The following is a 21,546-nucleotide window of genomic DNA, read 5'->3' on the forward strand; positions in this document are numbered from 1 at the left end:
CAGCACCTCCCGAGCTCCGAGATGTCCTGGCGCCTGGTCCTCCTCAAGTTGCTGGCCTGCTGGGTCCTGCTGGCCGCAGGGCCCGCGGCCTTCGCCGCCCCGGCCGCCGGGGTGGTGATCAGCAACACCGCGCTCGCCAGCTTCGTCGACACCACCAGCGGCAACATCGTCCGCATCAACTCCAACACGGTGAACACGCGCGTCACGGCGCTCGAGGCGCTGACGCTCGCCTCCAGCCAGGCGCAGGTGCTGGCCACCGGCGCCCCCTTCGCCATCGCGCACACGCTGGCCAACACGGGCAACACCGACAGCACCTTCCGCCTGAACGCGAGCGTCGCGACGGGCAGCGCCTTCACGCCGCTCAACCTGGAACTGGTCCGCGACGTCAACGGCAACGGCCGTGCCGATGCGGGCGAACCCGTCGTGCCCGCGACGGGCATCGACCTCGCGGCAGGCGCCATGGCCAACCTGCTCGTGACGGGCCAGGTGCCGCCGACGGCGTTGCCCGGGCAGTCGGCGCAGGTCGTCATCAAGGCGACGTCGGTGTTGCAGGGCGCGACCGCGAGCAACACCGACACGCTGACGCTCACCAGCGGCGCGGCGGTGCAGGTGGTGCTCTCCGCCTCCGTCGCGGCCGCGACGCCGTCGGCCACCATCGACTGGACGATCGTCGCCGTGAACAACGGCGCCGCGCCTGCCGCTTCGCAGGCCGTCACGGTCGACGGTGCCGCGGCCAGCGGCTTCGTGCTGCGCGCGCCGGTGCCGGCGAACACCAACTACGCCGGCCTCGCATCCTCCGGCAACCCCGCCGCGCGCACGCTCTTCCACCTGGTCGGCCAGCCGGCCGGAACCTACGTCACCACGGTGCCCGCCGGCGGCATGGTGGAGGCGGTGGCGTGGCTGCTGCCCTCGCTCGCGGCCGGCAACGCCGTGCAGGCGCAGTACCGCGTGCGCGTGCACGCGAATGCCGCGGGCACCGTGAGCGAGATTGCCTATGCCGACTGGTCCGAGGCCGGCGCCACGCAGCTCGCCACCAGCAACAAGGTGGCGCTGCCGCTGCCGCCGCGGGAGGCGCAGGTCGCCTTCTACACCGGCAACACCTACGCCACGCGCGCCGCGCAGAACTCGCCCGGCAAGCCGCTGTACGTGCAGGCCGACGCCGCCCAGTGCAACGCGGACATGGGCGGCATCGACACGGTGCAGGTCCGGCTCGCGAGCCAGCTCACCGGCGACGTCGAGTTCTTCACGGGTGTCGAGACGACGCCCAACAGCGGCATGTTCCGCATCCAGCCCGACGTGCCCACGGCCGACGGCGCGACGCACGTCGTGGTGGCGGGCGACGGCATCCTGGAAGTGCTGCGCAACGACACGGTCACGGCCACGGTGACGCCCTGCATCGGCGGCGCCGCGACGGCCGTGACCTCGCTGCTGATCGACCCGAGCGGCATCGTGTTCGACAGCCACTCCAACCAGCCGCTCGCGGGCGCGACCGTCGAACTCATCGACGTCACGGGGCTCGGCAACGGCGGCCGGCCGGGTGAAGCCGCGCGCGTGCTCCTCGGCGACGCGAGCGGGCCCGCGCCGTCGACGGTCGTGACCGGCGCGGACGGCGTCTACGCGTTCCCGCTGGTGGAGCCCAGCACCTATCGCCTGCGCATCACGCCTCCGGCAGGCTACGTGTTCCCGTCCACCGTGCCCTCCGGCCAGCTGCCGCTCGGGCGGATCATCGATGCGTCGGGCTCGTACGGCGGCACCTTCGCCGCGGGCACGGGTGCCGTGCGCATCGACGTGCCGCTGGACACCGGCGGCCGCAGCGGCCTCTTCGTAGAGAAGACCGCCAGCAAGCGCACCGCCGAACTCGGCGACTTCGTGGACTACGCCGTGGTCGTGCGCAACGTGTCCGCGGCGGGCCTCGCCGGCGTGGAAGTGCGCGACGCGCTGCCCGCCGGCTTCGCCTACGTGCGTGGCAGCGCCCGCCTGGACGGCGCCCCCACCGCGGATCCCGCCGGCGGCACGGGCCCGCGCCTCACCTTCCCCGTCGGCGGCATCGCGGCCGGCGCGCAGCACGTGCTGCGCTACCGCGTGCGCCTGGGCGCGGGCAGCCAGTCCGGGGACGGCATCAACAGCGCGCAGGCCGTGGCCGGCGCCATGCTCTCCAACCGCGCGAGCGTGCGCGTGCTGGTGCAGGGCGGCGTGTTCGCGAGCGACGCGTACGTGATCGGCAAGGTCTTCGCCGACTGCAGCCGCGACGGCGTGCAGGGCGGCGACGAGCCGGGCCTCCCCGGCGTGCGCATCTACCTGGAAGACGGCACCTATGCCGTCACCGACGAGGAAGGCAAGTACAGCTTCTACGGCATCTCGCCGCGCACGCACGTCGCGAAGGTCGACCGCACGACGCTGCCCGCGGGCGCCGCGCTGCACGTCATCGACAACCGCAACGCCGGCGACGCGGGCAGCCGCTTCGTGGACCTGAAGAACGGCGAGCTGCACAAGGCCGACTTCGCGGTGGCGGGTTGCAGCGCCGACCTGCGCGAGCAGATCGCCGCGCGCCGCGCGGCGCTGCGCAATCCGTCGGAGATCGAGCAGGCGGGTGGCGTGCAGCTGCAGGCGACCCCCACGACCGGCACCGTCGACACCCGCACGCTCCCCGCCACCGGTGCGCTGGGCATCCCCGGCGCGACGCGCGCACCGGGTGCGGCCAACGTGGGCGCCGTCGGCGACACGGGTGGCCCGGTCGGCGCGATCCAGCAAGGGCTGCCGCTGCCCCTCTACAAGCCCGCCGACAAGCTCCTGAGCGCCGCACCGGCGCCGGCCGCCCCCGCAGCACCGGCCGCCCCCGCGCAGCCGCTGCCGCTGGAAGAACTGCTGCCGCAGCTCACCCCCGAGACCGGCTTCATCGGCCTGCAGGACGGCCAGCTGCTCTCCTCCCTCCAGACGCCGGTGCGCGTGAAAGGCCCGCTCGGCGCCGAGTTCGCGCTGTTCGTCAACGGCCAGCCCGTGCCCGCGACCCAGGTCGGCAAGCGCAGCAGCCTCGCGCAGACGGGCATCGCCGGCTGGGAGTACATCGGCGTGGACCTGAAGCCGGGCCGCAACACGCTCGAAGTGCGCGTGCAGGACGGCTTCGGCAACGTGCGCGGCAAGGCGCAGCTCACCGTGCTCGCGCCGGGCCCGCTCGCCGCGTTGCGCATCGGCGTTCCCGAGCGGCCGGTAGCCGATCCCGCCACGCCGGTCGCCATCACCGTGCAATTGCGCGACGCGAGCGACCTCCCCGTGGCCGCGCGCACGCAGCTCACGCTGCAGGCGAGCGCCGGCCAGTGGCAGGCCCCCGACGCCGACCCGCACCAGGCCGGCGTGCAGGTGATGGCGGAAGGCGGCACCGCGCGCGTGCTGCTGCTGCCGCCCGCCAACCCGGGCAAGGCGGAGCTCACCGTCGTCGCGGGCACGGTGAAGGCGACGATGGACGTGGAGTTCGTGCCCGCGCTGCGGCCGATGCTCGTGGCCGGCCTGCTGGAAGGCACCCTCGACCTGCGCAAGCTCAGCCCGTCGGCGCTGCAGCCGGCGCAGGGCGGCGACGTGTTCGAGCGCGAGATCCGCAGCGTGTCCCGCTCGTTCGACAACGGCAAGGCCGACGCTTCCGCGCGCGCGGCCCTGTTCCTCAAGGGCAAGGTGCTCGGCTCCAGCCTGCTCACGCTGGCCTACGACTCGGACAAGGCCGCCGACATGCGCCTGTTCCGCGACATCCAGCCGAACCAGTTCTATCCGGTGTACGGCGACTCCTCCGCGCGCGGCTTCGACGGGCAGTCCAGCGGCAAGCTGTACGTGCTGCTGCAGAACGGCACCAACTACGCGCTGGTCGGCGACTTTTCCACGCAGAGCGACAACGCCGCGCGCCAGCTCACGCAGTACGCCCGTTCCCTCAACGGCGCCAAGGCGCGCTGGAGCAACGGCAAGCTGGGCGTCGAGGGCTTCGCCAGCCGCACGTCCGCCACGCAGGTCGTGCAGGAGATCCGGGCCAACGGCACCTCCGGCCCCTTCCAGCTGGACACGCGCGGCATCGTGAACAGCGAGCAGGTGCACGTGCTGGTGCGCAGCCGCGACCAGCCCGCGCTGGTGCTGAAGGACACGGCCCTCGCCCCGTTCACCGACTACGCGATCGAGCCCTCCAGCGGGCTCCTGTTCCTGAAGTCGCCGGTGCCCAGCCTCGACGCCGACCTGAACCCGGTGTTCATCCGCATCAGCTACGACGTGGACGCCGGCGGCCCCGAGCACGACGTGGCCGGCGTCGAAGTCACCGCGCAGGTCGCGCCCGGCACCACCGTCGGCGCGCTCGCGGTGCGCGACGACGATCCCGCCAACCGCCTGCGCCTCTCCGGCTTCACGCTCACCAGCCGCCTGGGCGAGAAGACCGTGGCCACCGCGGAGATCGCGCACAGCCACACCGACCTCCAGGGCGACGGGCACGGCCAGCGCGTGGAACTGCGCCACGAAGGTCCCGGCGTGCAGGCGCACGTGTGGGGCACGCGCACGGACGCGGGCTTCGCCAACCCGGGCAGCCCGCAGTCCGCCGGCCAGTCGCAATACGGCGCCAAGATCGGCTACAACCTCGGCCCCACGCGCCGCATCGTCGGCGAGGCCCTGAAGACCAGCAATGCGGCCACGGGTGCGGAGCAGGTCGGCGCGGAGCTGAAGCTCGAACAGAGCCTGCCCGGCAACGCCAGGCTGGAAGCCGGCGTGCGTTACAGCAGCACGAACGAGCAGGCGGCACTGACCTCGCTGCCCGCGCCGGGCACGAGCTCGACGACCGATGCCGTCGCACCGGGCACCGGCACGGACCGCAGCGGCCTCACCAGCGCGCGCGTGAAGCTCACCGTGCCGGTGCCCGGCGTGCCGCAGGCCGACGTCTACGGCCTGCTGGAAGAAGCCGTCGCCGGCGGCAGCGGCCGCGAGGCAGGCGTCGGCGCCAACTACCAGTTCAATCCCACCACCAGGCTGTACGCGCGCCACGACTTCATCAACAGCCTGCACGGCGCCTACACCTTGAGCGGCGAGGTCTCCCGCTACAACACGGTCGCGGGCGTCGACTCCACGCTGCCGGACAGCACCCAGCTGTTCAACGAATACCGCGTCGGCGATGCGATCGACGGCCGTACGGCCGAAGCCGCGCTCGGCCTGCGCCGCACCGTGCGCCTGCCCAACGGGCTGAACGTCAGCGGCACCCTGCAGCGCATCAAGCCGGTGGCGGGCCCGTCCAGCGAAGACTCCAGCGCCGTCACCCTCGGCGCGGAATACGTCGCGGCCGCCACCTGGAAGGCGTCCGGCCAGTTGCAGTGGCAGGCCTCCACCAGCACGCGCACGCGCCTGGCGAGCGGCGCCCTGGTGAACCGCCTCGACCGCGAGTGGACGCTGCTGAACCGCTTCCTCTGGCACGACGAGCGCCCCGTGACGGGCAACGGCGAGCACGAGCGCGTGGCGGCGCAGTCCGGCTTGGCGTACCGCCCCGTGGACAGCGACCAGTGGAACGCGCTCGCGCGCGTCGAATACAAGAAGGAACAGGACACCACGGTGGTGACGGGCAACGACCAGTCGTCCTGGATCCTGTCCACGCACCTGAACGTGCAGCCGGCGCGGGGCTGGTCCATGAACGCGCGCTACGCGGCCAAGTTCGCGCGCGACCGCTCCCTGGGCCTGGAGAGCCGCTCCTTCACGCAGCTCCTGGGCGGCCGCTCGGTCTGGGACATCGACGGGCGCTGGGACGTGGGCGTGCAGGCCTACGGCCTCTGGGGCAACCACGCCACGCAGGCAGCGCTCGGCATCGAAGTGGGCTACCTGGTGTGGAAGAATCTCTGGTTGTCCGTGGGCTACAACTTCCAGGGCTTCTCCGCGCGCGACATGGCCGGCGACGCCACCACCTCCAGGGGCGCGTACCTGCGCCTGCGCTTCAAGTTCGACGAGATGCTGCTCGATGCCGCCGGCACCGCGCAGGCGGACGCGCGCGCGCAGGCCGAGCCAGCGGCGGAGGCGGCGCAATGAAGCGCGTGCTCGTGATGATCTGCCGCTTCCTGCTCGCGTGCGTGCTGGGCGTCGCCGCCTTCCTGGCGGCGCCGGGCAGCGCGAACGCCGCCGGCTGCGCGCCGGCCACCACGCAAGGCACCGCGCCGGCCGACTTCCGCACCTATTGCTGGCTGGACCTCACCGGCTACAACGACGGCACTGCCAGCAGCGGAACGGGCCAGAACTTCTCGTTCACGCTTCCGGACGGCACCACGGTCTCGTTCAACCTCAAGCGCACCGGCGGCGCGCTCACCACGGTGGCCGTGCCCTCCTGGACCGGCTCCGCGTTCGGCAACGCCGCCTTCAACGGCATCCCGGGCCGGCCCATCCTGTACCAGGCCACCAACGGCACGACGGTGACCGTCACCATCAGCGCGATCTCCGTGGTGCCCCCGACCGGGGGGAGTGCTCAGTACTCGATGATCGTGGGCGACGGCGAGTCGAGCAACGGCGGCGAGTCGCTCCGTTTCACCACCACCGGCGGCAACTGGACGCGCATCGCCACCATCTACAACACCGGCAGCACCACGCTGCCGGGCGTCACGGGCGAGGGCACGCAGCAGGTCGACGTCACCGGCGTGAACGGCACCGTCGGCAGCTTCGTCTGGCGTTCGGACAACAACCCGAAGCAGATCACCGCCCGCATGGTGGGCAGCGGCCTGCAGGGCGTCATCATCGGCATGCGGTACGCGTCGGTGTCCGTCGTGTCGCAGATCACCGGGCAGCGCTACAACGCGGCGGACCAGTTCACCTATCGCCTGGGCACCAACACCGGCACGGTGCTCGCCTCGGGCTCCACCACGAGCACGGCGACCTCGGGCTTCGCGGTCGCCTCGGTGCCCACGGTCGCGGCGAGCTACCCCTTCGTCGTCTCGCAGGTGATGGCCGCGGGCAGCGTGGGCACGCTCGCCAACTACACGACTTCGCTGACCTGCACGAACTCGACCTCCGGCACCGGCACGACGATGCCGACCAACGTCTCCGGCAATTCGTACACCTTCAACAGCCTGGCGTACGGGGACGCGATCCTTTGCACGTTCACGAACACGCCGATCTTCAACACCATCGTCGGCACCGTCTACCACGACATCAACCACAACGGCGCACGCGACGGGCCGGAAGGCGGGCCCGGCGTCGCCGGCTTCTACGTGAAGATCGCGCCCGTCTCCGGCGGCACCTGCACGGGGCCGGCCACGCAGTACGCCACGGTCGATGCGTCCAGCGGCGCGTACACCTTGCCCAACCTCGCGCAAGGCACCTACTGCGTGATCCTGGACAACAACACGACGCTCTCCGACATCACGCCGACGCTGCCCGCGGGCTGGCTGCCGACCGAGAGCCCCAGCGGCGTGCTGCAGGTCTCCGTGCCCGCGGGCTCGCCGACGCCGGTGCCGCAGGACTTCGGGGTCTACAACGGGTCGCGGCTCGCGGGCACCGTCTTCGCGGACGTCGGCACGGGCGGCGGCACGGCCAACAACGGGGCGAAGGACGGCAGCGAAGCCGGCCTGGCCACCGTGACGGTGACGGCGTCTTCGGGCGCGACCGCGGTGGCGAGCGCGCAGACCGCGGGCGACGGCACGTTCACCTTGTGGGTGCCCGCCACCGCCACCGGCACGCTCACCCTGTCGGCCACGCCGCCTGCCGGCTACCTCGCCACGGGCGGCAGCGCAGGCACCACCGGCGGCAGCTACACGCGGCCCAACGTCACGTACCCGTCGGCGGCGGGACAGGTCTACAGCGGCGTGCTCTTCGGCCTGGTGCCGCCCAACACGTTCACGCCCAACGGGGCGCAGACGGCGCAGGCCGGTTCGGTCGTGTTCTATGCGCACACGTTCCAGGCGGGCAGCGGCGGGCAGGTGAGCTTCTCGCTGGCGAACGTCGCCAGTCCCGCGAACACCGGCTGGAACGCCATCGTGTACCGCGACGCCAACTGCAGCGCGTCACTCGACGGCACCGAACCCGCGTTGACGGCGCCGGTCACGGTCACGGCCGGACAGCAGGTCTGCCTCGTGGTGAAGCAGTTCGTGCCGTCGGGGACGGCCTTCGGCGCGCTGAACACGGTCACGGCGACGGCGGCCTTCACGTACACGAACGCGTCGCCCGCGCTCTCGGCCAACCTCGCCGTGACCGACGTGACCACCGTCGGCGAGCCCACGGCGCTCTCCCTGCGCAAGCTGGTCGCGAACGTCACGCGCGGCGGCACGGCATCGACCTCGGTGAATGCGACGCCGGGCGAGCTGCTGCAGTACACGCTGACGGCGCAGAACAACGGCGGCGGTCCTCTTTCAACGCTGGTGATCAACGACGCCACGCCCGCATTCACCGTGTTCGTGAGCGCCGCCTGCCCCGGCACGCTGCCGGCGGGCATCACGGGCTGCACGATCGCTTCGCAACCCGCGGCGGGCGGCACCGGCGGCGTGCAGTGGACCTTCACCGGCACGCTCGCCGCGAGCGCGCAGCTGGTGGTGAGCTACCAGGTGCGGCTGAGCCAGTAAGGCTAGGGGCGCTCGCCGCCCGCCGCGGAGCCGTTCGCGCTGGGCGCCTTCGCGCCGCGTCCCGACGAGCCCTTGTCCTTGTCCTTGTCCTTCTCGTCCGACTTGCGGCGGCTGCCTTCGGAGGGGCGTTCCGCCCGCGCACCCAGGCCGCCCGTGCGGCCGGCGCGCGGCGGCAGCGGCTCCTGCGGCGCCGACTTGTCGTGGCAGCCGTCTTCCTTTTCCGCTTCGGTGACGGCTTCGGCCGGCATTGCCTGCGCGGACTGGCTGGTGTTCGAGGCCATGGCATCCCCCAAGGTGTGAAGCACAGCTTCCCCACCGGCGAAGCGCGACGGTGCAGGAGCGGCGGCGCTTCGCGCGTCGGACGGGGCGCCACGCCCTATAGTCCCTCCAAGAAAGGTTCGCATGGCCCAGCAAGATCCCTCCGTCCTCACGGCGGCCCAGGCCTACCACCGGGCGCCGCCCGGGCGGCGCGTCATCGGATGGAAGCTCGACCGCGAAGAGCGCGACACCCTGCTCGCGCGCTTTCCCGCCCGCTACGGCAACGTCGTCGCCGACCACGTGACGCTGAAGGCGTACGTGGACGCGAAGAGCGCGCTGCCGCCGCCGGCCACGGGCGTGATCGTCGGCCGCAGCGACGACGGCCGCGGCGTGGAAGCGATGGTGGTGCAGGTCGACGGCAGCACGGAGCGCCCCGACGGCAGCAAGTACCACGTCACGTGGTCGCTCGGCCCCAACCGCAAGGCGGTGGAGAGCAACGACGTGATCGCCAGGCGTGGCTGGGAGCCGGTGGACCCGCCGGTGCCGGTGCAGCTCACGCCCGCGCTGTTCTGAACTTGCGTTAAGGTCGCGGGCCATGAACCCGAACGCTTTCACGCCCCACGGGCGCCTGCGCGCCTCCATCAACCTCGGCAATCCCATCCTCGCGGGCAAGGACGCGGCGACCGGCGAAGCGAAGGGCGTGTCCGTGGATCTCGCGCGCGCGTTCGCCGAGCGCATCGGCGTGCCGCTGGAGCTCGTGGTGTTCGACACGGCCGGCAAGTCCGTCGACGCCGTGGCCGGCGAGCAGGCGGACATCGGCTTCTTCGCGATCGACCCCAAGCGCGGCGAGCACATCGCCTTCACGCCGCCCTACGTGCTGATCGAAGGCTGCTACCTGGTGCGCGACGCGTCGCCGCTGCAGGCCAACGAGGAAGTGGACCGCGCGGGCCAGCGCGTGGTGGTGGGCAAGGGCAGCGCCTACGACCTCTACCTCTCGCGCGAACTGAAGAACGCGCAGATCGTGCATGCGCCGTCGTCGCCGGCGGTGGTGCAGCACTTCGTGGACACCGGGGCCGAAGTGGCCGCGGGCGTGAAGCAGCAGCTGGACATGGATGCGAAGCGGATCGGCGGCATGCGGCTGCTGCCGGGGCGCTTCATGGTGATCCGGCAGGCGATGGGGTGTCCGCGGAGTCGCGGCGCGGAGGCGGCCGCGGCGTTGGCCGCGTTCGTCGAGGAGATGAAGGCGAGCGGCTTCGTGGCGGAGGCGCTGAAGCGGCACGGGATCGAGGGCGCGTCCGTGGCGCCGGCGTGAGGGTGACATTGCTGGGGTGCGCTTCGCGCGACCCAGCCTACCGCGGAGTACGAACGTCGCGAAGTGCCTCGTAGCGTTGTAGGCTGGGTTGCGCGAAGCGCACCCCAGCAATCCCAGCCCCCACAATCCCTCCATGACCCAGCTCACCCTGCAACAAGCCAGCCAGATCATCACCGCCGCCCTCGCGAAGTCGAAGGAAAGCGGCTACCAGCCCATGGGCATCGCCGTGCTCGACGCGTCCGGCAACCTCAAGGCCTTCGCCAGCGAGGACGGCGCCAGCATGTTCCGTTTCGACGTCGCACGCGCCAAGGCCTGGGGCGCCGTCGGCATGGGCGTGTCCAGCCGCACGCTGGCCGAACGCGCCAAGGGCAACCCGAACTTCTTCGTCTCGCTGGCGGCCACCGCCGACGGCAAGTTCCTGCCGCAGACCGGCGCCGTCGTGATCAAGGACGCGCAAGGCAAGTTGCTCGGGGCCGTCGGCGCGAGCGGCGGAACCGGCGACGAAGACGAAGCCATCTGCATCGCGGGTGTGCAGGCCGCCGGCCTCCAGCACGGCTGACACGACGGCAGCAGCGCCGGCGCCCGGAGTAAAGTCCCGCCCGTGCATCGCCTCGCCTCCGAACTCTCCCGCCTCGGTTTCACGGCTGCTGCCGACGGCAGCGCGCCTGCCTGCGTGCTCTCGCTCGCGGGCGCGGCAGCGTGGGACGCGCTGTCCGCCGCCTGGAAAGGCGTGCAGGCGGACCTGGGACTGCCGGCGCCGGGCATCGCGGTCGCCGGCGACGCGGGGTACCAGCTGTGGTTCGCCTTCGACCCGTCCGTCGATGCCGCGCGCGCACGTGCGTTCGTGGAGGCCTTGCGCGGCCGCTACCTGGCCCAGGTGCCGCCCGCGCGCGTGCGCATCGCGCCGGCCGGCGAGCCGCCGCCGCGCGAACTGGCGCCGGGGCGCTGGTCCGCGTTCGTCGCGCCGGACCTCGCGGCGCTGTTCGCCGAAGAGACCTACATCGACCTGCAACCGAGCGAGGACGCGCAGGCGGACCTGCTGTCGCGGTTGCGGTGCATCCCGGCGGCTGACCTTGCGCGTGCGCTGCAGGAACTCCAGCCGGTGCAGGCGGCGCCCGCGCAGGCTTCCGCCGCCGTCGCGCGCGACCCGTCCGAAGACCCGCGCGCCTTCCTTCTCTCCGTGATGAACGACGCTTCCGTGCCGCTCGCGCTGCGCATCGAGGCCGCCAAGGCCTTGCTGCGCCAGCCTTGAACCGGCGGGCGGCTGCTCGGCTTTCCTACACGCGCTTCGGCCGGCGGCGCACCGGTTGCCGCGCCGCGTTGCGTACGCTGGCCGGACGACAGCACATCACCGGAGGAAGTCCATGCCGCACGATCCCGCCCATGTCCCGCAGCCGTCCCGCGTCGGGCCGCTGCTGCGCGGATGCATCGGCCTGTGCGCGGCACTGGTCCTGGGCTCGGCCCTCGCCGCGCCCGAACCGGCACACAAGCAGGGAAGCTCTGCCACCCAGGTCGCCAAGGCGAAGAAGAAGGCCGTGAAGCCCAAGGGCAAGACCACGGCGAAGGCACCGGGCAAGGCCACGGCGAAGGCGCGCGAACAGAAGCCGGGGCCGCTCGCCGATTTCGGCGGCACGACGGCATCCCCCGAAGTCGTGCACATTGCGAACTGGGCTTCCTATACGCGCAATCCCGGCGGCCGGGGCTTCGTCGTCATCGACAAGAAGCAGGCCCGCATGTACGTGTTCGACCGCTCGGGCAAGCTGAAGGGCAACTCGCAGGTGCTCCTCGGCAAGGCAGTGGGCGACACCTCGGCGCCCGGCGTCGGCAACAAGCCGCTGGCGCAGCTGAAGGAGAGCGAGAAGACGACGCCCGCGGGCCGCTTCCTCGCGCTCCCCGGCAAGAACATGCGCGGCGACGACATCATCTGGATCGACTACAACGCCGCAGTCTCCATGCACCGCATGCACAGCGTGTCGGCGAGCGAGAAACGTGCGGACCGCATGGCGAGCGAGACGCCCGACGACAACCGCATCTCGAACGGCTGCGTCAACGTGCCGCCGTCCTTCTACAACAAGGTGCTGCGCCCCACCGTGCTGAAGCAGGGCGCGTACGTGTACGTGCTGCCGGAGACGCGCACACCGCAGCAGATGTTCGGGTCGTACGACGTGCCGGCGGCCGGCAAGGCCACCGCCGTGGCGAAGGACGGGGGCGACGCGGCGAAGAAGTCCGCGAAGTCCTGAGCCCGGATCAGGGCTGCGCGGGGGAACGCCTCGCCATGGCGCGCCACGTGGAGGCCGGAAGGTCCCACGTGCGCTCGATGGTCTCGGCCCGCGTGGCCAGCATGCCTTCCGACGGCTGCTCGCCGCAGTGCGCGATCACGACCACGTTGCCCGCCTCCGTCGGGGGGAACTGCCAGAGGGTGGGCGGCTGCAGGGCCTGCCGGATGCGAGCGACGCTCGCGCGCACGTCGACCCCGCCGCCGACCAGGTTGACGGCCAGCGTGCCGCCCTCGCGCAGCGCGGCGCGGCACGCGAGGTAGAAGGCTTCGGAGTCGAGCGCCGGACGGTCCACCGACGCGTCGTAGGCATCGGCCTGGAGAACGTCGATGCTGCCGCGCAGCTGCGGCTGCACGATGTAGTCCGCCGCGTCGGCGTGCACCACCTGCAGGCCGTCGCCGTCCGGCGGCAGCAGGAAGTGCGAACGGCATGCGGCGATGACGCGCTCGTCGATCTCCACCGCGGTCGCCTGCATGCGCAGCACGCGCCAGGCGAACTTCGTCAGCGACGCCGCGCCGAGGCCGAGCGTCACGAGGTGCTTGCCTGGCAGGCTGGCCGGGTCGTGGAAGAGCAGCCAGGCCGACATGCGCACCGCGTATTCCAGCTCCAGCCGGTCGGGGGCATCGATGCGCATCGCCCCCTGGCACCAGTGCGTGCCGAACTGCAGGAGGCGCAGTCCTTCGGATTCGGTGATGACGATGTCCATCGTGCGAGGCTAGCGCACGATGGCCTGCAACGGGCTAGCGGGGCACGAGCCGGATCACTTCGCCGTTGTCGCGCTGCATGAAGAGCGTGCCGCCCGAGAGGCGCACGTCGTTGCAGCCGCCGTTGGACTTCTGCGGTGCGTGGCACAGGCGCCCGTCCTCGGTCTTCCACTTGCCGCTGTCGGTGTACGCGCCGACGGTGATGTAGAAGTAGCCGTTGGACTTGTAGTCGAGGCGCCAGACGTTGCCGTTGGCGACCTTGGCCTCGAAGTTCCTGTCGGTGAGATGCTGCTGCACGGCAGCGGCCGGCGGCACGGTCGCGTCCGGCGGGAACGGCTGCTGGGCGATGGCCGGGGCCGCGGCGAGAAGGGGAAGGAGCAGGGCGAGGTGGCGCATGGTGGTTTCCTGCGAGGTGGGCGAGGGCCTCAGGGTAGGAAAGCGCGGCGCGCACTGCCATCGCCCGGACGGAGGATGCCTTTCGTCAGCGGCGGAGGGCGGCCTCCACAATGGATTCCGCGAGCGTGAGGCATTCCTCGAACGGCCGTTTGTAGGCAATGCGACGCAGTTGCGCGAACTCCTCTTCCACGAAGGGCGCATTCGCCTTGAGCTGGGCGATGAACGCGCTCCCCTGGCGACGGAAGAACGGGGCCGCGGCCGCGATCGCCTCCGGATCCAGGTCGGCGACCGCGCAGAGGTCGAAGAGGTCTCGTGCCTTCGCCTGCCCGCCGCGGTAGTACATCTTCTTCGCGATGATCTCCGCGTTCTTCTCCACGCGGATGTTTCGCTGGCGATGCGCGACCAGTTCCCACGGGTCGTCCGTGAGCGGCCCACCCACCACAACGTCGATCTCTCCCGATGGCAGGAGCAGCTTGACGTACTCGGCGGCTTCGACGTACTCGGTCGTGAGTTCCGCGGCCACGTCGGACAGGCGCGGCGTGACGTGTCCGAGGTACTGCGGATCCGGCACGAACAGGTCGATGTCCCGGCTCTGGCGATGGTCCAGCCGCAGCATGAGCACGGTGCCTCCGCCGAAGGTCCACATCGGCCGCTCCAGGACGGTGGCCAGATGGTCCGTAAGCACCAGTGCCGACGCGAACAATGGCGCCCAAGGGCCAGGCTTCGTCAGGTCGACAGGTCTTGCCATAGGCGGCGCTGGCATTTCAGGACGCTGGCCAGCATGCGCATCCGCTTCCACGTATCCGCGTCCGGAATATCGTGGGCGCGGTGCAATTCGTCGGCAAGGTTCGCCAGCAGGCCGACAGGGGCTTCCTCCAGCAGGTTGCGCAGGTGCGGGATGTAGCCTGGGGAAACGACGCCTTCCTTGAGTGACTCGGCCAGCACGTCCGCCGGGACTTGCGTTGCGTACGGCACGCTTGCGACGCGCGCTGCCGTCTCGAGCGCGCTGCTGTCCGTGGCACGGCGCGTGCCGACGAGGCCGACCGCGAAACCCAGTTCGTTGGCGAGCCGCTCGATGCGCTTCGTGCTCAAGTCCTTGAGCTTGCCGTTTTCGAGATCCGTGATCGTCGCCCGCGAGAGCTCCGCCAGCCCGGCCAGCTGCTGCTGGCTGAGCCCCATCTCCTGCCTGCGGCGGCGCACGGCGGCGCCGAGTTCGGTGAGCAGCGGCATGGGCGCAGGCTAGTCCGGTTCCGCGCTCGTGTCAAATATATTCGACATTTGAGGACCTAAAATTTTCGCCAACCCCCTGTCGCCGCTCACGCCGGCAACCCCGCCCCCGAATCCCTCCGGTTCACCTCGTAGAACACTCCCCGCAGCCACCGGTTCGCCGCATCGTCCTGCATGCGCCGGTGCCAGTACTGCTGCACCTGGATCTGCGGGGCGCGGAAGGGCAGCGCGATGCGCTTCAGGGGGACGTGGCGACCTACCACGGTGGCGATGTCGTCGGGGACGGTGGCGACGAGGTCGGTGCCGGGCAGCAGCGACAGCAGGCTCATGAAGTGCGACAGCTCCAGCGTCACGTGGCGCTGCCAGCCCTTGTCTTCCAGCACGCGGTCCAGCAGGTGTTCGCGGCCGTCGGGACGCACGACCACGTGGCGGGCCGCCAGGTACTGCTTGAGCGTGAGGCGCGTGCCGACCGCGTCGTTGCGCGCGCAGGTGATGCAGGCATACGAGGTCTTGAACAGCGCCTGCTGGAAATAGCCGGCCTTCTGCAGGTCCGGGAAGAAGCCCACCGCGAGATCCGCTTCGCCGCCTTCGAGTGCCGCCGCGGCTGCGGTTCGGGGCCGCGACACCGCATGCAGCGTCACCTGCGGGGCTTCCTGCCGCAGCCGGCGCAGCACGCCGGGCAGGAAGGCGACTTCGCCGATGTCGGGCGTGAGGAGGGTGAAGCTGCGGCGCGCCGTCGCGGGATCGAAGCCCGCCGGCTGCAGGATCTCGGACTGGATCGCCTCGACCACGCGGCGCACGGCCGGCGCGAGCTCCAGCGCGCGCGGCGTGGGTTCCATCTGCGCGCCGGCGCGCACGAACAGCGCGTCGTCGAACAGCGTCCGCAGGCGCGCGAGGGCGGCGCTGGTCGCCGGCTGGCTGAGGCCGATCGCCTCCGCCGTGCGGTTCACGCTGCGGTGGCGGGCCATGGCGTCGAACACCACCAGCAGGTTCAGGTCGACGGCGCGGATATCCATGGCATGGATTCTATGTATCCACGGCATCGGCTGTTCGAATATGGCCCGCGTCCCTACCATGCGCAGCGGAGACAGACATTGAGCGTGCACAAACATCCGTCCGGTTGCGCTTGCGGCATCGACACGCATGCCCACGTGGTGCCGGAAGACTTCCCCGCGTACATCGGCAGCAAGGCGCCGGGCGACTGGCCGTCCATGGCGGCCGCGCAGGCCTGCCATCGCAACGTGATGATCTCCGGCAAGGTGTACCGCGCGGTTTCCGACAAGTGCTGGGACACGGCCGGGCGCATCGCGGACCTGCCGGGCATGGGCTTGTCGCTGCAGGTCGTGTCGCCGATGCCGGAGCTGCTGTCGTACTGGATGCAGCCTGCCGACGCGCAGCAGCTCCTGCGCTTCCTCAACGACCAGATTGCGGGCATGGTGGCGGAGAGCGGCGGCGCGCTCGCCGGCCTCGGCGCCGTGCCGCTGCAGGACCTGGACCTCGCCATCCGCGAACTGGACTACGTGGTGAAGGTCCTCGGCTTCCCGGGCGTGGAGGTCGGCAGCAACATCAACGGGGCACCCATCGGCGACCCGCGCTTCGATCCCTTCTTCGAAGCCTGCGAGGCGCTGGGTGCCTGCGTCTTCGTGCATGCGATCCGCCCGGCGGGCATGGACCGCCTGGTCGGCCCGCCCGCGCTGCAGCAGGTGCTGGCCTATCCCGGCGACGTGGGGCTCGCCGCCGCGTCCGTGATCACGAGCAACCTGCTGGTGCGCCGGCCGAAGCTGCGCATCGCCTTCAGCCACGGCGGCGGCACGCTGGGCCTGCTGCTGCCCCGCCTGCAACAGGGCTGGGGCGTGTTTCCGGCGCTGAAGGAGCAGGTCGAGGAGGCGCCGCTCGAACAGGCGCGCAAGCTTTTCTACGACACGCTGGTGTTCGACACCAACGCGCTGCGCTACCTGGCCGGCACCTTTGGCCCCACGCAGCTGCTGGTCGGCACCGACTACCCCTTCAACTTCCACGACCGCACGCCGGTGCAGCGCATCGGGGCCGCCGGCTTCGACGCGGACACCACCGCCATGCTGGTCCACCGCAACGCCGAGCGCTTCCTGGCGCGGCAGAAGGAAAGCACATGAGCCCCTGGATCGAAGGCCTGCGCAGCGTGGCGCTGTACGTGCCCGACCTCGCGAAGGCGGAAGAGTTCTACACCCGGACCTGGCACCTGGAGGTGGCGCACCGCGGCGACGGCGAGCTGTTCCTGCGCGGCAGCGGTACCGACCACCACCTGCTCGCCCTGCACCAGGGCGGCCCGTCGCCGCAGATCCGGCAGGTGACGCTGCGTGCGCGCAGCCGAGAAGCGCTGGACGCGGTACGCGAGAACGTGCTGCGCGCCGGCGGCAAGCTCCTGGCCGAAGCGCACGAGCTCACGCGCAACCCCGCCGGCGGCATCGGCCTGAAGTTCCAGGACCCGCACGGCCGCACCTTCCAGGTGGTGCACGGCGATGCACGCCGCGAGGAGGGCGCGCCGGTGAAGGACCGCCCGATCCGCCTCACGCACGTGGTGCTGAACACGCACGACGTGGACGCGTCGCAGAAGTTCCTGTCCGAGGCCCTCGGCTTCCGCCTGGCGGACCGTACCGGGATCATGGCCTTCATGAACTGCGACCGCGACCACCACACGATCGCGCTGGGCATCTCCGACAACGACGCGCTGAACCACATCGCCTTCCTGATGCCGGATTTCGAATCGGTGATGCGCGGCGGCGGCCGGATGCGCGACGCCGGTTTCCCCATCCAGTGGGGACCAGGTCGGCACGGCCCGGGCAACAACCTCTTCAACTACTTCATCGATCCCTTCGGCATCGTCATCGAGTACACGGCCGAAGTGGAGCAGGTCGACGAGACGTATGTGGCCCGCGGCCCGGAGGACTGGAAGTGGCCCGCCGGCCGCGTCGACCAGTGGGGCATCTCGGCCCCGCCGTCCGCCACCTTGAAGGAGGCGCAGAAGCGCGTCTTCTTCGCCCCCAACCCCTGATCCCCCGGAGAGACCCACCATGAAGTTCACCACCTACCTGCGCGACGGCGCGCCGCGCCTGGCGCTCGTGGACGGCAACGACCTCGTCGACCTGAACGACGCCAACGCGAAGACGCCCGCCGACCTGCGCGCCGCGCTCAAGGCCGGCGTGGACCTGCAGGCCGCGGGTGCCGCGGCGCTGAAGGCCGACGCCAGGCGCCAGCCGCTCGCGAAGGCGAAGCTCGCGCCGCTGGTGCCCGAGCCCGGCAAGATCGTCTGCCTCGGCCTCAACTACTACGACCACGCCAAGGAAGGCGGGCGCGAGAAGCCGGACTATCCGTGGTTCTTCTTCCGTGCCGCGTCCTCGCTGGTCGCGCATGGCGAGGCGGGCTGGGCACCGCAGGTGTCCACGAAGTTCGACTACGAGGCCGAACTCGCGGTCGTGATCGGCAAGACGGTGCCGCGCCACGTGAAGGAAGCCGACGCGCTGCAGTACGTCTTCGGCTACGCCTGCTTCAACGACATGAGCGTGCGCGACTACCAGAAGCGCACGCCGCAGTGGACCATCGGCAAGAACTTCGACCGCACCGGCGGCTTCGGCCCGCACCTGGTGACCGCCGACGAACTCGCGCCTGGGGCCACGGGCCTGCGCATCCGCTCGCTGCTGAACGGGCAGGTGATGCAGGACGCGAACACCAGCGACATGATCTTCAGCGTCGCCGAAACCATCGCGCTGCTCGCCGACGTGCTCACGCTGGAACCGGGCGACGTGATCGTGATGGGCACGCCCGCCGGCGTCGGCCAGGCGCGCACGCCGCCCGTGTGGATGAAGGCGGGCGACACCATCGTGATCGACATCGAGAAGGTCGGCGCCCTGTCCAACCCCATCGTCGCGGAACCGCAATGAAGCAGGTCGACGTCGCGATCGTCGGCTTCGGCCCGAGCGGCGTGGTGGCCGCGGGGCTGCTGGGGCAGGCGGGGCTGCAGGTCTATGCCTGCGACCGGCAGGTGGGCGTGTACGAGATCCCCCGCGCGATCTCCCTGGACCACGAGATCATGCGCGTGTTCCAGCAGCTGGGCGTGATCGATGCGATCCAGCCGTACACGGAGGCCTTCACGCCTTCGGAGTTCTACGGCGTCGACGGGCAGATGATCCGCCGCATGACGATGGTGGCGCCGCCTTTCCCCCAGGGGTACACGCCCTCGCTCGTGTTCTCGCAGCCGCCGGTGGAACGCGCCTTGCGCGAGCGCGTGCAGCGCCTGCCGAACGTCCGCGTGGAGCTCGGCGCCGAAGCCACCGGCGTGCAGCAGGATGCGCAGGGCGCGACGCTGCAGGTGCGCGGCGCCGACGGCGTGCAGCATGCCGTGCGCGCGAAGTATGTCATCGCCTGCGACGGCGGCTCCAGCTTCGTCCGCATGCAGCTCGACCTGCCGCTGGAAGACCTGGACTTCGACGAACCCTGGCTGGTGGTGGACGTGCTGGTCAACGAGCGCGGACTCGCGAAGCTGCCCAAGGTGAGCGTGCAGTACTGCGAGCCCGAGCGCCCGTGCACATTGGTGATCGGCCCGAAGAACCACCGGCGTTGGGAGATCTCGCTCAAGCCCGGCGAAGATCCGAAGCAGGCCGCGACGCCGGAGCAGACCTGGAAGCTGCTCTCGCGCTGGCTCACGCCGGACGACGGCGAGCTGTGGCGCCAGGCCAGCTACCGCTTCCACGCGCTTGTCGCCGCGCGCTGGCGCGAAGGCCGCGTGTTCCTCGCGGGCGATGCCGCGCACATGCAGCCGCCCTTCCTGGGCCAGGGCATGTGCCAGGGCATCCGCGACGTGGCCAACCTGTCGTGGAAGCTTGCTGCAGTGTTGAAGGGCGAGGTGCAGGGCGCCGCGGCCGAATCGCTGCTCGATAGCTACGGCACCGAACGCAAGGCGCACGTGCGCGAGCTCACGAGCCGCATCAAGGGCGTGGGCGCCGTCATCTGCGTGCGCGACGAGGCCCAGGCCCGCGCTCGCGACGCGAAGCTGCTCGCGGACTGCGGCGGCGTGGTCAAGGACACGCCGCGCCAGGACATCCTGCCGCGCCTCGAAGGCGGTTGCCTCGCGCCTCGCGACACGACCGGACGCGGCACGCTGTTCCCGCAGCCGCGGCTCGCCGCGTCGGGCGCGCTGATGGACCACGCGGTGGGCGGCGGCTGGCGGCTGGTGCTCGCTGCCGGCGCGGATGCACCGGCCGACGTGCCGCAAGGCATCGCGGTCGTCGCGCTGCAACGTACACCCGAAACGGAAGGCGTCGTGGCCCGCTGGATGCAGAAGCACGGCTGCGACGCGGCGCTGGTGCGCCCCGACCACTACGTGTACGGCACGGGGCTGGGCCGCGTCGACACGCAGGAGCTGCTGGCCGAGTGGCGCCAGCGCTGGCCCGCGCCCGCCCCGCAACGCGAAACCGCCACGGCCTGAACACCGAGACCAAAGGAGACACACCATGCAACGCAGAGACTTCGTCCGTGCCGCCGCCGCGGCCTCGCTGTTCCCGCTCGCCGCGCGCGCGCAAGGCACCTGGCCCGAGCGGCCGGTGAAGCTGATCCTGTCGCAGCCCGCGGGCTCCGGTCCCGACATCCTCGCGCGCTACCTGGGCGAGCAGCTCTCGCGCACGTGGAAGCAGCCGGTCGTGATCGAGAACAAGCCGGGCGGGCAGAACGTGATCGGCGCGCAGGCCGCCGCGCGCTCGCCGGCCGATGGCTACACCTTCTATTACGCGACGACGGCGGCGATGGTGACCAACGCGTACACCTTCAAGTCGCTGCCCTACGACCCGGTGAAGGACTTCGTGCCGGTGCGCCTGGTGGGCCGCAGCCCGTTCGTGATCGCCGCGGGCGCGAACTTCCCGGTGAAGGACCTCGCGGAAGCGCTCGCCAAGGCGAAGGCGCAGCCGGGCGGCATCAGCATCGCCACCGAGGGCCCGAAGACCTTCTCCGGGATGCTGGCCGACACGGTGGCGAACCTGGGCGGCGTGAAGCTCAATCACGTGCCGTACACCAAGGCGCCGGACGCGCTGCAGGACGTGATCGGCGGCCGCGTGCAACTGGTGTGCCTGCCGGACGCGGCGCTCACCGCCTACATCAAGGGCGGCCAGGTGCGCCCGCTGGCCATCAGCACGACGCAGCGCTCCACCGAGCTGCCGAACGTGCCCAGCCTGTCGGAGACCTTCCCCGGCTTCGAATACGCCGGCTGGAACGGCGTGTTCGCCCCCGCCGGCACGCCCGCCGACGTGGTGGCACGCGTGAACCGGGACATCGAGTCGGTGCTGAAGCAGCCCGAAGTCGCGCAACGCCTGCTGGCGCTCGGCTCGATCGCCGAACCGAAGATGTCGGTCCCCGAGTTCGACGGCTTCATGCGCGGCGAGCGCGAGCGGTGGGCGAAGATGGTGAAAACGCTGGGGATCCAGCCGGAGTAACGGCGCCGGCCTCCGCGCCCGCGGCGACGGAAAGTCTCAGTGCAGCACGGGCTGCTCGCCCAGCTGCTCGCGCAAGCGGCGGGCGCTCTCCTGCAGCCGGCTCGTCTCGGCCAGGGCCGCCTCGACCCGTTCGGCGGGGGCGCCGGCCTGCTGGAGGTCGAAGGCGCGCTCGAACGCGCGTTCGGCATTCCTGCTGATCGCCGTGAGCTGCGATCGGAGGTGGGCCACGTTGGCGACGGTTTCGGTGCTCATCGAAGTCTCCTTGCCGGGTCGGCGGTGCCCGCAGTGTCGGCCTGGCCGCCGGCGACGCCCTGTAGGCCGCCGCGGATCCGTGGCGTGATCCGCTGCCGGGCTTGCGCGTCGCCGGAA

19 protein-coding genes are annotated in these 21,546 nt (G+C 71.1%); 12 read left to right on the forward strand and 7 right to left on the reverse strand.

Going from position 1 to position 21,546, the window contains the following annotated elements; all coding sequences use genetic code 11:
- The first annotated feature begins 21 nt into the window (after nt 1-21).
- Nucleotides 22-6,030 (forward strand): DUF11 domain-containing protein, encoded by a 6,009-nt coding sequence (locus H8N03_RS00315; RefSeq protein ID WP_187074129.1) that lies wholly within the window; start codon nt 22-24, stop codon nt 6,028-6,030.
- Entirely contained in the window at nt 6,027-8,546 is a 2,520-nt protein-coding gene (locus tag H8N03_RS00320; protein WP_187074130.1) for a CshA/CshB family fibrillar adhesin-related protein, read from the forward strand. Before H8N03_RS00315 ends, H8N03_RS00320 begins: the two co-directional genes overlap by 4 nt.
- A gap of 2 nt (nt 8,547-8,548) precedes the next feature.
- Here the strand turns inward: H8N03_RS00320 and H8N03_RS00325 are convergent, their stop codons facing one another.
- Nucleotides 8,549-8,827: a hypothetical protein gene (locus H8N03_RS00325; RefSeq protein WP_187074131.1), complete on the reverse strand. Its 279-nt coding sequence runs from the start codon at nt 8,825-8,827 to the stop codon at nt 8,549-8,551.
- A gap of 121 nt (nt 8,828-8,948) precedes the next feature.
- Between H8N03_RS00325 and H8N03_RS00330 the strand changes: the two genes are divergently transcribed.
- The 5 genes from H8N03_RS00330 (at nt 8,949) to H8N03_RS00350 (ending at nt 12,356) form a co-directional block, all read left to right on the forward strand.
- Nucleotides 8,949-9,377: a hypothetical protein gene (locus tag H8N03_RS00330; RefSeq protein ID WP_222622780.1), complete on the forward strand. Its 429-nt coding sequence runs from the start codon at nt 8,949-8,951 to the stop codon at nt 9,375-9,377.
- A gap of 22 nt (nt 9,378-9,399) precedes the next feature.
- Entirely contained in the window at nt 9,400-10,116 is a 717-nt protein-coding gene (locus H8N03_RS00335; protein WP_187074132.1) for an ABC transporter substrate-binding protein, read from the forward strand.
- A 133-nt stretch (nt 10,117-10,249) separates the two neighbouring features.
- Nucleotides 10,250-10,675: a GlcG/HbpS family heme-binding protein gene (locus H8N03_RS00340; protein ID WP_187074133.1), complete on the forward strand. Its 426-nt coding sequence runs from the start codon at nt 10,250-10,252 to the stop codon at nt 10,673-10,675.
- A gap of 42 nt (nt 10,676-10,717) precedes the next feature.
- Entirely contained in the window at nt 10,718-11,368 is a 651-nt protein-coding gene (locus H8N03_RS00345) for a hypothetical protein (RefSeq protein ID WP_187074134.1), read from the forward strand.
- A gap of 112 nt (nt 11,369-11,480) precedes the next feature.
- Nucleotides 11,481-12,356, forward strand: a complete 876-nt coding sequence (locus H8N03_RS00350; protein WP_187074135.1) for a L,D-transpeptidase — start codon at nt 11,481-11,483, stop codon at nt 12,354-12,356.
- A 7-nt stretch (nt 12,357-12,363) separates the two neighbouring features.
- Here the strand turns inward: H8N03_RS00350 and H8N03_RS00355 are convergent, their stop codons facing one another.
- The 5 genes from H8N03_RS00355 to H8N03_RS00375 form a co-directional block, all read right to left on the reverse strand.
- On the reverse strand, nt 12,364-13,098 hold the full coding sequence (locus H8N03_RS00355; RefSeq protein WP_187074136.1) for a class I SAM-dependent methyltransferase: 735 nt from the start codon (nt 13,096-13,098) through the stop codon (nt 12,364-12,366).
- A 34-nt stretch (nt 13,099-13,132) separates the two neighbouring features.
- Nucleotides 13,133-13,492 carry a hypothetical protein gene (locus H8N03_RS00360; protein WP_187074137.1) on the reverse strand — a complete coding sequence of 120 codons (360 nt, stop codon included), beginning with the start codon at nt 13,490-13,492 and terminating at the stop codon, nt 13,133-13,135.
- 85 nt (nt 13,493-13,577) lie between these two features.
- Nucleotides 13,578-14,177, reverse strand: coding sequence for a nucleotidyl transferase AbiEii/AbiGii toxin family protein (locus tag H8N03_RS00365; protein ID WP_354005052.1), 600 nt, complete (start codon nt 14,175-14,177; stop codon nt 13,578-13,580).
- A gap of 41 nt (nt 14,178-14,218) precedes the next feature.
- Nucleotides 14,219-14,722 (reverse strand): helix-turn-helix domain-containing protein, encoded by a 504-nt coding sequence (locus tag H8N03_RS00370; RefSeq protein WP_187074139.1) that lies wholly within the window; start codon nt 14,720-14,722, stop codon nt 14,219-14,221.
- 86 nt (nt 14,723-14,808) lie between these two features.
- Nucleotides 14,809-15,735 carry a LysR family transcriptional regulator gene (locus H8N03_RS00375; protein WP_187074140.1) on the reverse strand — a complete coding sequence of 309 codons (927 nt, stop codon included), beginning with the start codon at nt 15,733-15,735 and terminating at the stop codon, nt 14,809-14,811.
- A gap of 84 nt (nt 15,736-15,819) precedes the next feature.
- Here H8N03_RS00375 and H8N03_RS00380 point away from each other — a divergent pair, with 84 nt between their 5' ends.
- Genes H8N03_RS00380 through H8N03_RS00400 form a run of 5 tightly spaced genes read left to right on the forward strand, consistent with a single transcriptional unit; the run spans nt 15,820 to nt 21,177 of the window.
- Entirely contained in the window at nt 15,820-16,851 is a 1,032-nt protein-coding gene (locus tag H8N03_RS00380) for an amidohydrolase family protein (protein ID WP_354005053.1), read from the forward strand.
- Complete coding sequence (locus H8N03_RS00385; protein ID WP_187074141.1) at nt 16,848-17,750, forward strand: VOC family protein; 903 nt, start codon at nt 16,848-16,850, stop codon at nt 17,748-17,750. The genes H8N03_RS00380 and H8N03_RS00385 overlap by 4 nt, the downstream gene beginning before the upstream one ends.
- 19 nt (nt 17,751-17,769) lie before the next feature.
- A complete protein-coding gene (locus H8N03_RS00390; RefSeq protein WP_187074142.1) occupies nt 17,770-18,636 on the forward strand; it encodes a fumarylacetoacetate hydrolase family protein in 867 nt (288 codons plus the stop codon).
- Entirely contained in the window at nt 18,633-20,180 is a 1,548-nt protein-coding gene (locus H8N03_RS00395; RefSeq protein ID WP_187074143.1) for a bifunctional 3-(3-hydroxy-phenyl)propionate/3-hydroxycinnamic acid hydroxylase, read from the forward strand. Before H8N03_RS00390 ends, H8N03_RS00395 begins: the two co-directional genes overlap by 4 nt.
- A 25-nt stretch (nt 20,181-20,205) precedes the next feature.
- A complete protein-coding gene (locus H8N03_RS00400; protein ID WP_187074144.1) occupies nt 20,206-21,177 on the forward strand; it encodes a Bug family tripartite tricarboxylate transporter substrate binding protein in 972 nt (323 codons plus the stop codon).
- A gap of 36 nt (nt 21,178-21,213) precedes the next feature.
- Here the strand turns inward: H8N03_RS00400 and H8N03_RS00405 are convergent, their stop codons facing one another.
- Nucleotides 21,214-21,429 (reverse strand): hypothetical protein, encoded by a 216-nt coding sequence (locus H8N03_RS00405; RefSeq protein WP_187074145.1) that lies wholly within the window; start codon nt 21,427-21,429, stop codon nt 21,214-21,216.
- Nucleotides 21,430-21,546 lie beyond the last annotated feature (117 nt).

It is taken from the genome of Ramlibacter cellulosilyticus (genome assembly GCF_014297465.1).
Taxonomy (GTDB): domain Bacteria; phylum Pseudomonadota; class Gammaproteobacteria; order Burkholderiales; family Burkholderiaceae_C; genus Ramlibacter; species Ramlibacter cellulosilyticus.

What these genes read in the sequence shown, in the direction of transcription:
- H8N03_RS00315 (WP_187074129.1), top strand. Translation starts at nt 22, where the DNA reads ATGTCCTGGCGCCTGGTCCTCCTCAAGTTGCTGGCCTGCTGGGTCCTG.
- H8N03_RS00320 (WP_187074130.1), top strand. Translation starts at nt 6,027, where the DNA reads ATGAAGCGCGTGCTCGTGATGATCTGCCGCTTCCTGCTCGCGTGCGTG.
- H8N03_RS00325 (WP_187074131.1), bottom strand. Translation starts at nt 8,827, where the DNA reads ATGGCCTCGAACACCAGCCAGTCCGCGCAGGCAATGCCGGCCGAAGCC.
- H8N03_RS00330 (WP_222622780.1), top strand. Translation starts at nt 8,949, where the DNA reads ATGGCCCAGCAAGATCCCTCCGTCCTCACGGCGGCCCAGGCCTACCAC.
- H8N03_RS00335 (WP_187074132.1), top strand. Translation starts at nt 9,400, where the DNA reads ATGAACCCGAACGCTTTCACGCCCCACGGGCGCCTGCGCGCCTCCATC.
- H8N03_RS00340 (WP_187074133.1), top strand. Translation starts at nt 10,250, where the DNA reads ATGACCCAGCTCACCCTGCAACAAGCCAGCCAGATCATCACCGCCGCC.
- H8N03_RS00350 (WP_187074135.1), top strand. Translation starts at nt 11,481, where the DNA reads ATGCCGCACGATCCCGCCCATGTCCCGCAGCCGTCCCGCGTCGGGCCG.
- H8N03_RS00355 (WP_187074136.1), bottom strand. Translation starts at nt 13,098, where the DNA reads ATGGACATCGTCATCACCGAATCCGAAGGACTGCGCCTCCTGCAGTTC.
- H8N03_RS00360 (WP_187074137.1), bottom strand. Translation starts at nt 13,492, where the DNA reads ATGCGCCACCTCGCCCTGCTCCTTCCCCTTCTCGCCGCGGCCCCGGCC.
- H8N03_RS00370 (WP_187074139.1), bottom strand. Translation starts at nt 14,722, where the DNA reads ATGCCGCTGCTCACCGAACTCGGCGCCGCCGTGCGCCGCCGCAGGCAG.
- H8N03_RS00375 (WP_187074140.1), bottom strand. Translation starts at nt 15,735, where the DNA reads ATGGATATCCGCGCCGTCGACCTGAACCTGCTGGTGGTGTTCGACGCC.
- H8N03_RS00385 (WP_187074141.1), top strand. Translation starts at nt 16,848, where the DNA reads ATGAGCCCCTGGATCGAAGGCCTGCGCAGCGTGGCGCTGTACGTGCCC.
- H8N03_RS00390 (WP_187074142.1), top strand. Translation starts at nt 17,770, where the DNA reads ATGAAGTTCACCACCTACCTGCGCGACGGCGCGCCGCGCCTGGCGCTC.
- H8N03_RS00395 (WP_187074143.1), top strand. Translation starts at nt 18,633, where the DNA reads ATGAAGCAGGTCGACGTCGCGATCGTCGGCTTCGGCCCGAGCGGCGTG.
- H8N03_RS00400 (WP_187074144.1), top strand. Translation starts at nt 20,206, where the DNA reads ATGCAACGCAGAGACTTCGTCCGTGCCGCCGCCGCGGCCTCGCTGTTC.
- H8N03_RS00405 (WP_187074145.1), bottom strand. Translation starts at nt 21,429, where the DNA reads ATGAGCACCGAAACCGTCGCCAACGTGGCCCACCTCCGATCGCAGCTC.